Origin of the sequence: Corynebacterium sp. PCR 32 (assembly GCF_037464985.1) — a bacterium.
GTDB classification, from domain to species: Bacteria; Actinomycetota; Actinomycetes; order Mycobacteriales; family Mycobacteriaceae; genus Corynebacterium; species Corynebacterium kroppenstedtii_D.
The window spans coordinates 117667-133377 of sequence record NZ_JBAHVL010000005.1 but is presented as its reverse complement, the minus strand read 5'-3'; the positions used below and the strand labels follow the sequence as shown (position 1 = coordinate 133377).

At 53.6% G+C, this 15711-nt stretch carries 11 protein-coding genes; all 11 read left to right on the top strand.

All coding sequences use genetic code 11. From position 1 onward, the window contains the following. The first annotated feature begins 13 nt into the window (after window positions 1-13). The 11 genes from V5S80_RS07705 (at window position 14) to pgeF (ending at window position 15708) form a co-directional block, all read left to right on the top strand. Window positions 14-1933, top strand: a complete 1920-nt coding sequence (locus V5S80_RS07705) for a peptidoglycan D,D-transpeptidase FtsI family protein (protein WP_395170182.1) — start codon at window positions 14-16, stop codon at window positions 1931-1933. A gap of 76 nt (window positions 1934-2009) precedes the next feature. Continuing rightward, window positions 2010-3617, top strand: a complete 1608-nt coding sequence (locus tag V5S80_RS07700) for a UDP-N-acetylmuramoyl-L-alanyl-D-glutamate--2,6-diaminopimelate ligase (protein ID WP_395170181.1) — start codon at window positions 2010-2012, stop codon at window positions 3615-3617. Between the two features lie 46 nt (window positions 3618-3663). Then, the gene (gene murF, locus V5S80_RS07695; RefSeq protein ID WP_395170180.1) at window positions 3664-5181 is read left to right on the top strand and encodes a UDP-N-acetylmuramoyl-tripeptide--D-alanyl-D-alanine ligase; all 1518 of its coding nucleotides are present in this window, start codon (window positions 3664-3666) and stop codon (window positions 5179-5181) included. Further along, complete coding sequence (gene mraY, locus V5S80_RS07690; protein ID WP_395170179.1) at window positions 5181-6278, top strand: phospho-N-acetylmuramoyl-pentapeptide-transferase; 1098 nt, start codon at window positions 5181-5183, stop codon at window positions 6276-6278. Before murF ends, mraY begins: the two co-directional genes overlap by 1 nt. Window positions 6279-6349: 71 nt before the next feature. Then, entirely contained in the window at window positions 6350-7840 is a 1491-nt protein-coding gene (gene murD, locus V5S80_RS07685; RefSeq protein ID WP_395170232.1) for a UDP-N-acetylmuramoyl-L-alanine--D-glutamate ligase, read from the top strand. Beyond that, complete coding sequence (locus V5S80_RS07680) at window positions 7830-9464, top strand: FtsW/RodA/SpoVE family cell cycle protein (RefSeq protein ID WP_395170178.1); 1635 nt, start codon at window positions 7830-7832, stop codon at window positions 9462-9464. The genes murD and V5S80_RS07680 overlap by 11 nt, the downstream gene beginning before the upstream one ends. A 92-nt stretch (window positions 9465-9556) precedes the next feature. After that, window positions 9557-10699, top strand: a complete 1143-nt coding sequence (gene murG, locus V5S80_RS07675) for an undecaprenyldiphospho-muramoylpentapeptide beta-N-acetylglucosaminyltransferase (RefSeq protein ID WP_395170177.1) — start codon at window positions 9557-9559, stop codon at window positions 10697-10699. 192 nt (window positions 10700-10891) lie between these two features. Continuing rightward, entirely contained in the window at window positions 10892-12382 is a 1491-nt protein-coding gene (murC, locus tag V5S80_RS07670) for a UDP-N-acetylmuramate--L-alanine ligase (RefSeq protein WP_395170231.1), read from the top strand. A gap of 46 nt (window positions 12383-12428) precedes the next feature. Continuing rightward, the gene (locus V5S80_RS07665) at window positions 12429-13271 is read left to right on the top strand and encodes a cell division protein FtsQ/DivIB (RefSeq protein WP_395170176.1); all 843 of its coding nucleotides are present in this window, start codon (window positions 12429-12431) and stop codon (window positions 13269-13271) included. A gap of 235 nt (window positions 13272-13506) precedes the next feature. Beyond that, on the top strand, window positions 13507-14901 hold the full coding sequence (gene ftsZ, locus V5S80_RS07660; protein WP_395170175.1) for a cell division protein FtsZ: 1395 nt from the start codon (window positions 13507-13509) through the stop codon (window positions 14899-14901). Between the two features lie 96 nt (window positions 14902-14997). Continuing rightward, on the top strand, window positions 14998-15708 hold the full coding sequence (gene pgeF / locus V5S80_RS07655; RefSeq protein ID WP_395170230.1) for a peptidoglycan editing factor PgeF: 711 nt from the start codon (window positions 14998-15000) through the stop codon (window positions 15706-15708). Window positions 15709-15711 lie beyond the last annotated feature (3 nt).

Genomic DNA, 15711 nt, shown 5'->3' with positions numbered 1-15711 from the left:
GACTGGAGACTCCATGAGTAATAGTTCATCTCGTCGTCCCCGTGACCGCTATAAGAGCAAGCCTGCTGACGCCCCACTGCGAGAGACCTTATCCGGGACCTCACTGATCACCGGAGCGAAGGCGGCTATGCGCCGCCTCAACCTTCTCCGAGCCATCATTATCTTCCTCTTAATTGTCCTGGTCATGCGGCTGGTATGGGTTCAACTCATCATTGGGCCGAACCTTTCATCACAGGCGCAAGAGCAGCGTCGAGTTAAAATCGCAGAACCAGCTCGACGTGGAACTATTACGGATATCAATGGACGTGATCTTGCCTACACGATGGAATCGTCGTTGCTGTCCGTCCATCCGAACACCCTACGTGCGTTCATGGAAAAAAGACATGAAATTGACCCCGATGAATATCCAGAGCCTGATCAGCGGATTAAAGACATCGCTAAAAAACTTCCCACAATGGTCGGGGATAAGGGCAAAGACGACGTCAAACCCGAGGACATTAAAAAGAAACTGACCTCGGGAGATAAATATTCCGTTCTGGTACGTAATGTTGATCCCGACAAGGCACAAAAGATCGTTAAAAAATACCCTGAGATTACGGCTGAACGACAAGACGTACGCCAGTACCCCAACGGCGCCATTGGCGAGAACATTTTAGGGAAGATCAGTCAGGATGGATCAGGTCAATTCGGACTTGAACTTTCGCAAGATTCGGATCTTCAAGGAACAAATGGTAGCTATACCGTTGATATTGCTGCTCAAGGGATGGCCATCCCGGGTTCTCGGCGGGATGAGCACCCCGCTGTTGATGGCGATAGCTATCAGCTCACGCTTGATAACGATATGCAGACCTATGTTCAGCAGAGCCTTGAACAGGCAAAGACCCACTCTGGTGCGGAGGATGCCAGCGCCGTTGTACTCGATGCGAAGACTGGACAGGTGTTATCCCTTGCAACAACCGGGACAATTGATCCTAATGGGGATATTGAAAAGCAGCTAAAAGAAGGTCGACAGTTTGGGGACAGAACCGTAAGCAACCCATTCGAACCAGGTTCGGTGGGCAAGGTCATTACTGCTGCTGCATCCATCGAAGACAAGAAGACAACGCCTGACGAGGTTCTTCATGTTCCCGGATCGATTAACGACTCGGGTGTCACCGTGAAAGATGCATGGGAGCATGGGGTAACCCCGTACACCACCACGGGTGTTTTCAGTAAGTCGTCCAATGTCGGAACCCTAATGTTGGCACAGAGGGTAGGCCCGGATGCGTTCAACGACTATCTCAAGAAATTTGGCATTGGACAGGCAACAGGAATTGAGCTTCCTAACGAAACTAGTGGATTCATTCCTGCCCGATCCCAATGGGCGGGTGGTACATTCGCTAACCTCCCGATTGGACAGGGTTTTTCCACTTCACTTTTGCAAATGGCAAGTATCTACCAAACCATCGCAAACGATGGTGTGCGCGTTCAACCACGTATAGTCAAGACCATTAAATCCTCTGACGGTCATGAGGTGTCGACAAACACACCAGACGAAACCAGGGTCGTGAGTGCACAGACCGCCAAAACTGTACGCAACATGTTCCGTGGTGTTGTTCAGAAAGCTGGTGGTAACCAGCAAGGAACAGGGCCGGGAGCTGCAATTGATGGTTACCAAGTAGCGGGTAAAACAGGCACCGCCCAACAGGTAGATCCGAAAACTGGGGCCTATTCGAACTCGAAATACTGGATTACGTTCGCAGGAATAGCTCCCGCCGACGATCCGCGCTTTGTCGTCGCCATTATGCTGAACAACCCGGATCGGGGTGTCCATGGTGAAGGTGGGCAGTCGGCTGCTCCACTATTCCATGACATTGCCTCGTGGGCGCTCGATCGATATAACATCCCTCCGTCCAGAGAACCCGGTGACACCCTCTTACTACAAGCGGGTTAACTGCAGTTCCTCCCCGAGGAGACACACCACGTCTCACTCACTATTTCCCGTCTAGGACTTAAACAAGGAGATTGTCATGGCAACGCTGGAAGAGCTTGCGGAAATCGCCGGTGGCCGACTAATCCGAGCCCACAACCCAGGGCTCACCATTAGCGACATTGGGCTCAATGCGCAGGCACTGCCAGCGGGGGGATTGTTTGCCGGGGTTCCAGGACTCCATGTTCATGGTGCCCAATTTGCGGATGCTTCTCCCGCTGCGGCCGTACTAACCGATCACGACGGCATCGAGAAGATTACCCGCGATGACCTACCCCTGATCATCGTCGATGATGTTCGCTCCGTGTTGGGACCGGTGTCATCCGCAGTATATGGCCATCCGTCTCATGATCTGACTGTCATCGGCATTACTGGGACAGCGGGAAAAACCACGGTTAGTTACATGGTTGAGTCTGCCCTTCTCCGTCAAGGTATATCGACGGGTCTTATCGGAACGACCGGGACACGCATTAACGGGGAAAAGATTCCCTCGACGTTGACGACACCCGAAGCTCCGAACCTTCAAGCGTTATTCGCGCGGATGAAGAAACACGGGGTTTCCCATGTCGTGATGGAGGTCTCCAGTCATGCTATTTCTTTGGGACGTGTCGCAGGAACCCACTTTTCTGTCGCGGGTTTCACGAACCTTTCTCAGGACCATCTCGATTTTCATCCGACGATAGAGGACTATTTCCAGACAAAGACCCGTCTGTTCGTTCAGGATTCTCCGTTACATGCTGATGCGGCGGTCATCTGTATCGATGATCACTGGGGGCAACGCTTAGCTTCGATCCTTCCACAACCGGTGACAGTTGCGACAACAGGGTGCTCAGAGATTGACAATGCCCAGCAGCACGACACTGATATCGGGGCCAATGAGTCAGGGATTCAGCCGGATGCATGGGCTGGTCGATCGCTGGTGCTCGATAGTGGGATTCAAACAGCAGAAATCCACGGATTCGGTGTCGATAGCGTGGCTCTTCACATACCAATGCCAGGTCGTTTCAACATCGCCAATGCCTTGGTTGCGATCGGACTACTTGTGAAAGTCGGTATGGATCCTATGGATGCCATTGCGGGGCTGTCTACAGTCACTGTGCCGGGCCGCCTCGAGCGCGTTGACCGTGGTCAAGATTTTATGGCTGTGGTTGATTACGCCCACAAACCTGGCGCGATCGCAGCAGTATTAGACACGTTACGGGGCCACGTGCGTGGGCGGATTGCGATCGTAATTGGCGCAGGGGGAGACCGAGATGACTCGAAGCGTCCTGTTATGGGGCGTGAAGCAGCTATGCGGAGTGATCTTGTTATCGTCACCGACGACAATCCTCGGTCCGAGGATCCCGAGTCGATACGCCAACAGGTTGTAGCAGGCGTGCGCGGTGTTCTCGACCAGGGGAAGACCGGGGTTTGTGAAGGATCAACCGATAATCGTCAATCGCCAGTCGTTCGCGAGATTGGTGATCGTCGAGAAGCCATTCGAGCAGCGATCCAGTGGGCCCAGCCAGGCGATGCCGTTATTATCGCCGGAAAAGGGCATGAAACAGGCCAGCTGATTGGTGGTATCACCTATCCATTTGATGATCGTGTCGAAACGCGCCGCTGGATCGACGATAAACTCAAAAACTCGGTGGAGAAAACCAACTAATTATGTATCAATACATGTACCGGCGTAGTGAAAGAGGTAGCCAAGAATGATCCCCATTACGGCGGGGCATCTCGCAGACATTACTGGGGGATACCTCGTCAATATTGATCCCGACACGGTGATACCTGGGCCCGTCGAGTTCGATTCCAGGAAGATCACTTCTGGCTCAATCTTCTTGGCGCTGCCGGGTGCCCGAGTCAATGGGCACGATTTTGCGGCTCAGGCGATAAAAGATGGGGCTACTCTTGCTCTCCTATCACGAGACATGGGGCTACCAGCCGTCATCATTCCCCGTGTCGACCATATTGTTACCAATGCGATGGCGTTGGACCACGACTGTGATGGTGAAGGTGAAGCAGCATTGACGGCGCTCGGCCGCCTTGCGCGTTACACGGTGACCGAACTAGTTAACCACCACGACTTGCGTGTTATTGGAGTTACAGGTTCCGCCGGAAAAACATCGACGAAGGACATGATTGCGACCATCCTTCGAACCCAAGGTGAGACCGTTGCCCCCCCTGGTTCTTTCAATAACGAGATTGGCCATCCTTATACAGCGTTGCGATGTACAGAATCGACTCAATACCTTGTTGCAGAGATGAGTGCTCGTGGTCGGGGACATATTAGCCATTTAGCGCGGATTGCTCCGCCAGTAATCGGCGCGGTCCTTAATGTCGGTACCGCTCATGTGGGCGAGTTTGGTTCTCGCGAAGCGATTGCCGAGGCTAAGGGGGAGCTTGTTGAATCCCTTCCCTCCGCTGAGGACGGGGGAGTCGCAATCCTTAACGTTGATGACCCATTGGTCGCCGACATGGCTTCTCGGACACGAGCTCGGGTGATGAGGTTTTCAGTGATCGCTGAGGACCACGTCGATACCGAGACGGATGACGAGATTGATGTCTCTGCGACTCGAGTTGAACTGGATGCTTCTGCTCGCGCGTCATTTACCCTCATAGGTGCCCACAATGCATCGGCCCGAGTTCACCTCAAAGTGCACGGAGAACATCAAGTTCCCAATGCGTTGGCTGCTGCAGCAGTCGGTTTTGCTGTCGGAATGTCGGTCGATGAGGTTGCGAAGGCTCTCTCCCAACATACGGCAGCAAGTGCACATAGAATGGATGTTCGCACGCGCTGTGATGGTGTCACGATCATCAATGACTCATACAACGCCAATCCCGACTCAATGCGAGCAGGACTTGCAGCATTGGCCTCAACAACTGCCGCGCGGAGCGATGCCCAAGCATGTGCGGTATTGGGGCAAATGGGTGAGTTAGGCGCATCGGCGATTGATGAACACTATCTGATTGGTCAAGAACTCGGGCGTCATCATGTGAGTCATGTCGTGGTCGTCGGAAACGGGGTTAATCAACAGGCGCTTGCTCATGGTGCTGCAGATTCCGGAGTAAAAGTAACCCACGTGGATGATGTCGATGCTGCTATCGATAGCGTGTGGTCCTCGGTCCGTCCCAGGGACGTTGTGCTCATTAAAGCGTCATACTCGGATGGGTTATGGAGAGTCGCAGAAGGTCTCTTGTCTGGCGTGGATGAAAGGAACGGAAAATAGTGATTCATATTATCATCGGCGGTGCCGTTTCTTTTATAATTTCCATCCTTTTTACTCCAATCTTGATTCGTCGCTTTTCTGACGAAGGTCTGGGGCAAGAGATCCGCGAGGAAGGTCCGAGGTCTCATCTACGTAAACGAGGAACTCCTACGATGGGCGGCATCGCCATTATTGTTGCTGTCGTCGGTGGTTATTTCCTTGCACATCTAGCTTCTGCTTTCACACGCTTGAGTTACATGCCGACCGCATCGGGGTTATTGATTCTTGGGTTGACGGTCGGGATGGGGTTCCTAGGCTTTTTGGACGACTACATTAAATTAGTCAAAGCGAGAAATCTTGGCTTAAATAAAAAAGGGAAACTTATTGGTCAAGCGGTCCTAGCGATCGGTTTTGGTGTGCTCTGTCTCATGTTTGGCGATGAACATGGGTTAAAACCTGCATCGACAAAGTTATCGTTCGTTCGTGATATTGACACCTTTGATGTCGCCATCGGTGGGGCCGTCATCGGAACGATCATATTTCTAGCGTTCATCTATTTTTTGGTGACTGCCTGGTCTAACGCGGTGAATCTGACCGATGGCCTCGATGGTCTGGCCGCGGGGACGACGGCGATCGTGATGGCTGCGTATTCCATCATGACTTTTTGGCAATTCAGAAATTCGTGCGCATCCAACGCCTCAGTGGCATGTTACCAAGTACGTGATCCTTTGGATTTATCTATTATGGCCGCCTGCGGATTGGGTGCATGTCTTGGCTTTTTGTGGTGGAATGCAGCTCCGGCAAAAATCTTCATGGGCGATACCGGTTCCTTGGCGTTGGGTGGACTTGTCGCTGGCTTGTCAGTGACTTCACGGACAGAGCTGCTGATGATTGTCATTGGTGCATTGTTTGTAGCTGAAACTATTTCTGTCGTCATTCAGGTGGTGAGCTTCCGTTCCACAGGGAAAAGGCCATTCCGGATGGCTCCTATTCATCACCACTTTGAAAATGGTGGATGGGCCGAAACCACAGTGGTTATTCGTTTTTGGCTGCTGACCGCAATGTTCGCGGTCGCGGGTGTAAGTATGTTCTACGCCGACTGGTTAGGGTGGACCTAAACATAAACCTAAGGCGCGACCAGACCTAGGCTCAATCGAGTCCCATAGACCTTCAGTTACTGAAAGAGAATATTATGTCTCAAATCCAGTTATCCTCGTCGTACCTCCCTCAACCACAAGGACCAGTGTGGATTGCTGGTGCCGGGGTTTCTGGTCGAGGAGCCGCGGAATTGGTGAGACAGCTGGGGTGGTCTGTCTGCATCGTCGATAGCAATATTTCTTTGGCTACCGAACTTGCTCACCAGTATCGGGGATCGTCCATGACGGTCCAGGATGCTTACTCACGTCTTCACGAGGCCTCGTTGATTGTCACATCACCGGGGTGGCGGCCAGACACACCGCTTCTCAGGGATGCTCAGGCGCGAGGTATCCCTGTGATCGGCGACGTTGAACTGGCGTGGTGTGCTGACCGCGATGGGAGGTTTGGTAAGCCGCGAACCTGGTTGGCGGTGACCGGAACAAATGGTAAAACAACCGCCACGTCCATGCTAGCTGCGATGATGGAAAAAGCGGGTGCTGCGGCGGAGGCCGTAGGAAACATAGGGGTAGCGGTGGGTACTGCGTTAACACAAACACCGCGAGTGGACATCATGGTGGCTGAACTTTCGAGTTTCCAGCTTCATTGGGCGCCAACGTTTACTCCTGATGCTGGCGTCATCTTAAATCTCGCGGAGGACCATATTGACTGGCACGGCTCGATGGATGCTTACGCAGGAGACAAAGCGCGGGTGTATCGAGGGGATATAGCCGTCGTCAATTCAGATGATGAGCGCGTGTGTGATGAAGCGAAGCGATACGTTGTTTCGGAGCCAGTTTCCCCGCACGATGGTGACGATTCATGCCCGCACGTCATCGGTTTCACCATGGATGAGCCGAGTGCCGGAGAGATCGGAATCGTCGACGGAAGAATCGTCGACCGTGTCTATTCGCCGGCTAACTCAGACGGCATAGTTATTGCGGATGCTACGAGCATTTCACCGCCCGGCGCAGCTGGTGTCGCAGATGCACTAGCCGCCACCGCCATTGCCCGCTCCCAAGGGGTGGAACCGGACGCGATCGCAGAGGCACTCTCATCGTTCGTCGTCCAGAAGCATCGTGGCCAAGTGGTGCATGAAGCTGACGGAATCCGCTGGATTGATAATTCGAAGGCGACGAACCCGCACGCCACAGACGCGGCACTGTCTGCGGTCGACTCATGTGTGTGGATTGCCGGTGGGCAGCTCAAGGGCGCGTGTGTTGACGAGGTTATTGCAAAGAACGTGGAGCGTATCTCAGCGGCTGTCGTTTTAGGGCAAGATAGAGAGGTTATTCGGCGCAGCCTCATGGCGATTGCGCCACGGATTCCATTGACCGTTGTGACATCGATGGATCCTGTCGCTGCTATGACCGAAGCTGTTCAGGCTGCTGGTCGTTTAGCGCAGCCTGGTGATACCGTGCTTCTTGCTCCGGCGGCGGCTAGCCTGGACATGTACACAGGAATGGGTCAGCGCGGTGACCTTTTTGCAGACGCTGCCAGGCGCTTCGGCACCACGGGACTGAAGGACAGAGATCGTGACATCTAAGCCTGATCGGAGATCAAAGTCCCACAGCATGAGTATGTGGTGGGAGAGGGTAGTCAGCAAGATTGATGCTGCGACATCGACGCCGAAGTTTGACTATTATATCCTTGCCGCGATTACAGCGATTTTGACCGGCTTAGGATTGTTGATGGTGCTGTCCAGTTCGATGGCATCCTCCCTCGCTGATTCCAACAGCGTGTGGACAGATTTTCTCAAACAGGCCGCGATGGTGGTAGTTGGGCTCGTCGGCTTGTATTGTGCCCTTCGAGTGTCTCCGACCACTATTAAAAAGGTGGCTCCGTGGTCGATGGGGCTGGGTGTTCTTCTCCTCATTTTGGTTCTTATCCCCGGTTTGGGTACTGGCTTACAGCAGATGGGGTCTCAGTCATGGTTGGTCTTGGGGCCACTGACTATTCAGCCATCGGAGGTCGCCAAACTCTGTATTGCTGTGTGGGGTTCTGCAGTGTTGTCCGAGCGTGCGCTATATGCTCAGTCGATCCGGGAAGTATTCGGATTTTTTACAGGCATCGTGGTTCTCGTCATCATTCTTGTCACCCTTGAACGTGACCTCGGAATGGTGGCGTCGGTCATGATCGTATTCTTGGCCCTGGCGTGGTTTGTGGGCGTTCCCAAGTGGGTCACAACGACGATTATTGCCGGCGGGTTGGGACTTGCGGTGCTGTTAACGCTGACTGCCGGATTTAGGTCGAACCGTGTTGAGGTGTTCAAGGAAACGCTATTTGGTAAGTTTCCGAATACTCAGGGCACAGCGTACCAAAGTTACCAGGGCTTCCTTTCCCTCGGTGATGGATCTTTTCTAGGACAGGGGCTGGGACAATCGCGTGCTAAGTGGTTCTATCTGCCTGAGGCGAAGAATGATTTTATTTTCGCCGTCGTCGGTGAAGAGATGGGCTTCATTGGTGCTAGTATTGTGATCCTCCTTTTCGCGTTGTTGGGTTGGGTGGGGATGCGCATTGCGGTGAACCAATCTGATCCATTTTTACGATTGATGGCCGCAACAGTGACAACCGGTATCGTGATACAAGCATTTATTAACATTGGCTACGTCACTGGACTTCTTCCTGTCACCGGTATTCAGTTGCCGTTAATTTCATCAGGAGGCACGTCGGCGATTATCACGCTTGTGTCCATGGGGCTGCTTCTTAACTGTGCTCGGCATGAGCCAGAGACAGTGTCGTCAATGCAGACCTATGGCAGGCCTGTCGTCGATAAGCTTTTGGCCTTACCGGAACCACGCGCGTTTGATCTTTCGACTCTGCGTCGGGGGCCGTGGCGTGATGATGGTGCCTTGCGGAGTGGAGAGCTTCGAGAAAGTCGTCGTGCACGGCGTGGAGATCGTGGACGAATGGGCTCACTACGACGGGGCTCACTGTCGGACCGCCACCATGAGGTTCAGAAGTTCGGGGAGCCGGTGACACGCCGTAGTGGTAGGTCTAGTCGTCGGCGCATGCAGGATGAAGCTCGGAGCACAGCATCTCACCGTGGTCACAATGCCCGCCAGACGTCACGTCGAGGCTCCGCTGAATCAGGTCGTCGCCCATATTCATCTGGTCGGAGGCCAAAGAAGGGGACATTTGGCCCCTTTGATGATGGACCCCGTCGCTAGTATGGGTTTAATAGGAAGTAGGTTGTGCGCAGTGGCATGCACATGGTGCCGTTGCTCGTCGCCAGTCACGTATTTATCAGGGGAGACACGATATGGACAAACAACCACCCTCGGACAACCAGGGGGGTATAGAGGGGATCGCGGCGGTATCACAAGAGAGCCTGTCGATTGTTGTTGCTGGTGGTGGAACAGCCGGTCATATCGAACCTGCGATGGCGGTAGCGGATGCGATTCGTCGTCAGGAGCCGTCGGCCAGAGTTACGGCGTTAGGTACCAAGAAAGGATTGGAAGGTACGCTCGTTCCTGAGCGTGGCTACGATCTGCGTCTCATTGATCCTGTCCCGATTCCGAGGCAACTCAGTTCATCGCTATTTTCTGTTCCTGCTCGTATACGGCGAGCTGTGACACAAGCGAAGGATATATTGCGTGACGTCGATGCTGATGTCCTCATTGGCTTTGGTGGATATGTTTCAGCGCCGGCGTATCTCGCGGCCAGATCGCTCCGAATACCATTTTTTGTCCACGAAGCCAACGCGCGGGCAGGAATGGCAAATAAATTAGGCGTGCGCCTCGGCGGTCGAGGCCTCGCGGCTGTTGACCAGTCGGGTATTTCGGCAGATGTTGTTGGTATCCCCGTTCGAAAGGAGATCAGTTCGCTTGACCGCCATGGTCTACGAGCAGAGGCTCGCGAATTTTTCGGACTTGATCCTCACGCGCCGGTCCTTCTTGTCACTGGTGGATCGCAGGGGGCAAGGTCGTTGAACACTGCAGTATCGGGTGCGTCACGCGAACTCGGTGCAGCCGGTGTGTCTGTTCTTCATGCTTATGGAAAAAAGAATTCAGTGGAGGTATGTCACGTCGATGGGACCCCTCCCTACGTCGCTGTGCCGTATATCTCCCGGATGGACCTCGCGTTGAGCGCCGCCGATATGATTGTTTGCCGGTCGGGGGCGATGACTGTTGCTGAGGTTTCTGCTGCGGGTATCCCCGCTGTTTACGTGCCTTTACCTCATGGCAATGGTGAGCAGGCCCTCAATGCCAAGACAGTTGTCGATAATTCGGGCGCGATACTGATCAATGATGACAGCCTGAGGTCGCATACCATCGTCGATAAAGTGATTCCCATGATCACTAACGCTGATGTCCTGGCGGTGATGAGGGAGAATACTCTCAAGAGCGGACATGCTAATGCCGCTGATGATATCGCCCAACGTGTGATTCACGCGGCTCGGTAGCCTCGATCCACATAATGTGAAACCAAGGAGTAGATGCACGTGCCGAAAATCGATGACAATGCGGGTGCGCTGGGCACGCCGACAGCCAAGGGCGTTGGCATTTCTCGCTGCCAACCTGAGGAACTCACCCTCCACGAGAGACGCGCTAACCCCGCGCATGAGATTACTGTAGAAGATCTCCATCACGTCCATATGGTGGGTATCGGTGGCGTCGGAATGTCTGGAGTAGCACGTATCTTATTGGATCGTGGCTACACGGTGACTGGTTCAGACATGAAAGAGTCCCGCACGATCTTGGCTTTGCGGGCTGCTGGGGCGGTGATCGCGACAGAACATTGCGCGGACAACCTTGCACTCACATCAGAGACACCGACCTGCGTGGTGACCTCATTTGCTGCAATTCCACAGGATAATGCTGAGCTCATCCGGGCTCGTGAACTCGGGATCCCTGTTGTAACGCGGTCAGATGTGTTGGGAGCACTTCTCCGCGACCATGTAGGATTACTGATCGCGGGAACTCACGGAAAAACGTCGACAACCTCATTGACCATCGTTGCTCTTCAACAAGCGGGATTAGACCCGAGTTTTGCTGTCGGCGGCCAACTCTCAACCACCGGGACGAATGCACATCATGGCACAGGCTCAGTGTTTGTCGCTGAGGCTGACGAGTCAGATGCATCGTTGTTGACCTATTCGCCCAACGTTGCAGTTGTGACCAATATTGAAGCAGATCACTTGGATTTTTACGGTTCAGAAGAATCTTATATCCGGGTGTTCGATGAGTTTGCAGGTCGCGTCGTTGATGGGGGTTTTTTGGTCATCTGTGTGGATGATCGGCAGGCTGCGGAACTCGGTGAACGACTGATAAAAGACGGGGATGGGAGGATCCACGTCGTGGGATATGGCACCGTGGAGGCTGCCGCGCGTCATCCATCGATTCCGATGTGTGTGAAAATTACGGATATTACTCCGAAAGCAGAGTCTACCCACGCTGTTATTCGTATTGCACCACCCGACGGGAGGCAGGGCGGCGTATCCTGCGGCGCCTCAGATCAGACAGGGGAGTGCGTTTATCACCTAGCCATACAGATCCCTGGAACTCATATGGTGCTTAATGCCGCCGCAGCTATAGCATCGGCAGTACTTGTCGGTGCTGATTGGGAGCGTGCTGTGAGCGGTGTGAACAGTTTCCAGGGGGTTCGCCGACGGTTCGAATCACACGGAACTATTGCTCACGGGTACTTTGAGGGGGCTTCAGTCTATGATGACTATGCTCACCACCCGACTGAAGTGCGGGCTGTTCTGACCGCAGCGCGGGAGAAAATCGAATCGATGATGCCGGTGCTCGGTCGTGAACGTCGAGTGATCGTGGTGTTTCAACCCCATATGTACTCCCGAACTGAGGAATTTGCGGAAGACTTTGCGCATGCGTTGTCGCTTGCGGATGAGGCCATTGTTATGGATATTTACGGGGCTCGAGAGCGCCCGCGCCCTGGGGTGACTAGTGACTTGATCATCAATCAGATGACGATTCCCACACATGCCTCACATCGGATTGATGATGTTCCTCGGTTGGTGGCAAGCATAGCAGGACCTGGCGACATTATTTTGACCATGGGAGCCGGAACAGTCACTATGCTGGCAGATCCAATTGTTGCAGCATTGAACGAGTCGCTGCAGTAGGTTGAAAATCAATGTTGTTCCGGCGAGAGATAAATAGGAAGAACGAGTGAAAGGTTCACGAAAGTCATCGCGTAGGAATGGTGGTGCTAAAGGTAGACAGCCGGGGACTGGTGTGTCCGCGCACAGCTCAGGAGATCCAGTTGATCTCGATGAGGAGAGGCAGCATTCGCGCGTTATTCATTCGGGAGAGTATAAGGAGACACGGGGAGAAAGTCGACGGCGTCGATGGCGTCGACGCTGGATCGCGTCTGTCACTATTGTGCTTGTTGTTGCTGCGATTACGGTACTCCTTCGTATGGTGCCGATTTTGACGGTGTCGTCATTCTCGGTAAAAGGTAATGGGCACACTCCACAATCGGCAGTGATTGCTGCCTCCGGGATCAAAACTGGCCAGAATATGACGCGGGTTGATACCCGCTCGGCTGCGGTGCACATCCTTGACTTGCCCTGGATAACTGAGGCGACGGTGAACCGTTCATGGCCGGGTACCGTTTCTATCACGGTGAAAGAAACTGCGGTTGCATTCTATGTTGAGGATCATGGTGACCACCTTTTTGACAGTGATGGTCGCGAGTTTGACGTCTCGCCGCATCCGCGTGGTGCCTTGAAGCTTAATGGCGGCATGCCGAGTAACGGGGATACTGCGCGAGGTGTCGCTGCCGTCGCTCAGGCCGTGGGGGAGCATGCGCCTGATCTTATTGATCGCATCGATCATATTGAAGCTCAGAATGAGAACGATATTTCGTTAGTTTTCAAAGACTCGAGAAAAGTGAATTGGGGGAGTGGCAATAATGCGGCATCTAAAGCTGAGGCGACGAAGGTTGTACTTCGGAGAGATGGCAAAGAATGGAACATATCTAATCCAACTCAGGTGGCAGTAAAGGGGTAGTGTGAACTATAACTGCAGGTCAACTCTCAAGTTGAGGTTTAGACTTCCGACACGCCGAATTATTAAAACTCCACGTTTTTAGTGCGGCGACAAGGATTATGGAAACGAGGAAAATAAATTTTTCGCTACGTGCCGAGGCGCTTATGCAATCAAGGCGGTGACATCCTGTAGTCTTTGCGCAGACCCTAATGTTCGATAGTGATAAATCGTGTAACGAAAGGCGAGCCCTACAACCATGACGACATCGGATAACTACCTCGCCATCATCAAAGTGGTTGGCGTTGGCGGCGGCGGCGTCAACGCTGTCAATCGCATGATTGAAGATGGTCTCAAGGGAGTCGAATTCATCGCCGTGAACACCGATTCACAGGCGCTTATGTTCACTGACGCGGACGTTAAACTAGATATTGGCCGCGAAGCGACACGTGGCCTTGGGGCCGGAGCTAACCCTGAGGTGGGGCGAAAATCTGCTGAGGATCATCGTGATCAGATTGAATCTACTTTGCAGGGTGCGGACATGGTCTTCGTTACCGCGGGTGAGGGTGGCGGAACTGGAACCGGTGCAGCACCCGTGGTGGCTAGCATTGCAAAGAAACAAGGGGCGCTGACCGTTGGAGTCGTTACCCGGCCCTTCACTTTTGAAGGGCCGCGTCGTACCAAACAAGCTCTTGAGGGGATTGAAGCTTTACGGGATGTGTGCGACACCCTCATTGTTATTCCGAATGATCGCCTGCTTCAGATGGGCGATAAGAACGTTTCGATGATGGAAGCCTTCCGTCAAGCCGATGAGGTCCTCCACAACGGTGTTCGAGGTATCACTGACCTCATTACAACTCCTGGCGTGATTAACGTGGACTTCGCTGACGTTCGCTCCGTGATGTCCGATGCGGGGTCGGCATTGATGGGTATCGGTGCAGCTCGGGGAGAGGGGCGTGCTGCCCAAGCAACGGAGTTAGCAATTAGCTCTCCTCTGCTGGAGAATACGATGGAGGGAGCTCACGGTGTTTTGCTTTCCTTCGCCGGAGGATCAGACATTGGCCTCTTCGAGGTCAATGATGCGGCAAATGTTGTTGCTAACTTAGCCTCCGATGATGCCAATATCATTTTTGGCACCATCATCGATGAGAACCTCGGTGATGAGGTACGTGTTACTGTCATTGCGACGGGTTTTGATGACAGTCCTGAACCGTCAGGTGGGGCGCATGCCGCGCAACCAGCCAATTCTCAAGCGACACCTGCTCCACGCGAATCAACCGCGAGGGACGTGTTCGCCGGCCAACCGGCGGGTGCATCGCCGGTGGGTTCTAATGGGGCGCGTGAACATATGACATCCTCGTTCCAGCGTCGTGAGCACGGTGCTGCAGACCGGAACTTTGGAAGCTCGACGCCACAGTCCGCCGATAAACGGGATCACAATGGTACACATGATCTGTACGGAAATGCAGATAGTTCACCTAATGCTCGTCAAAGTGGTGGGTTAGGCTCATCAGAAGCCAGCCGTGGGTTATTCACATCCGGGAGTCGTCATAGCTTTTCTGATAGCCCCTCCGAGCCTCAGCGTGGTGGCCAGCAGACGCAGTCACCGCGCATCAAAGATGATGGCGATGACCTGGATTTGCCGTTCTTCTGAGGGCTCGTGGCAAGGATTGCAGGGCCATAGCAACAAATCGGTACAATTTACGTGACTAGCAAAAGAACTGAGTACGCACCTCGTCGTGTCCGCAAAATGATGACCACGCGCGTCGGCGGGGTTTCCTGCGCGCCGTATGACTCTTTTAACCTTGGCGATCATGTTGGAGACGATTCAGCCTCCGTCGCACATAATCGTGCACATCTGGCTCATGTGATTGGCTTGCCAAAGGATCGGATCCTCTACATGGAGCAGATCCATTCCTCAACTGTCACCGTTGTTAACAGTGCGCTGGCCAGTCCAATTGAAGCAACGGATGCGATAGTAACGACCGAACGAGATTTAGCTCTCGTCGTCTTGACGGCTGACTGCGTTCCATTGTTGTTGTCGGATGATGTTTCGGGCATCATTGCTGCAATACACGCAGGTCGTCGAGGGGCTCGCAATGGGATTGTTAAAGCGACTATGGAGGCGATGATTCAATGTGGCGCCAAACCCGCGCACATGCATGCATTGGTTGGCGCGGCAGCGTCGGGCGAGCAGTATGAGGTTCCGGCTGACATGGTTCGTGACGTGGAGGCACATCTCCCGGGTTCGGCGAGTACGACACGGTGGGGAACATCAGGGCTTGATTTGCGACGGGGCCTTGTGCGCCAGCTCATGGGGTTGGGGGTGACAGCGATTGATGCCGATCCTAGGTGCACAATTACTGACAAGGAGACCTTCTTTTCATATCGACGTGACGGTGTGACTGGTCGCCAGGCTGCTGTGGTGTGGATGCCGTCGGACGCCTGGGGATCTAAGTGAGTT

Bases quoted from the DNA above. Each gene is read 5' to 3' on its own strand.
- V5S80_RS07705 (WP_395170182.1), top strand. From the start codon at position 14: ATGAGTAATAGTTCATCTCGTCGTCCCCGTGACCGCTATAAGAGCAAG.
- murC (WP_395170231.1), top strand. From the start codon at position 10,892: ATGGTGGGTATCGGTGGCGTCGGAATGTCTGGAGTAGCACGTATCTTA.
- ftsZ (WP_395170175.1), top strand. From the start codon at position 13,507: ATGACGACATCGGATAACTACCTCGCCATCATCAAAGTGGTTGGCGTT.
- pgeF (WP_395170230.1), top strand. From the start codon at position 14,998: ATGATGACCACGCGCGTCGGCGGGGTTTCCTGCGCGCCGTATGACTCT.
- murG (WP_395170177.1), top strand. From the start codon at position 9,557: ATGGACAAACAACCACCCTCGGACAACCAGGGGGGTATAGAGGGGATC.
- V5S80_RS07700 (WP_395170181.1), top strand. From the start codon at position 2,010: ATGGCAACGCTGGAAGAGCTTGCGGAAATCGCCGGTGGCCGACTAATC.
- murF (WP_395170180.1), top strand. From the start codon at position 3,664: ATGATCCCCATTACGGCGGGGCATCTCGCAGACATTACTGGGGGATAC.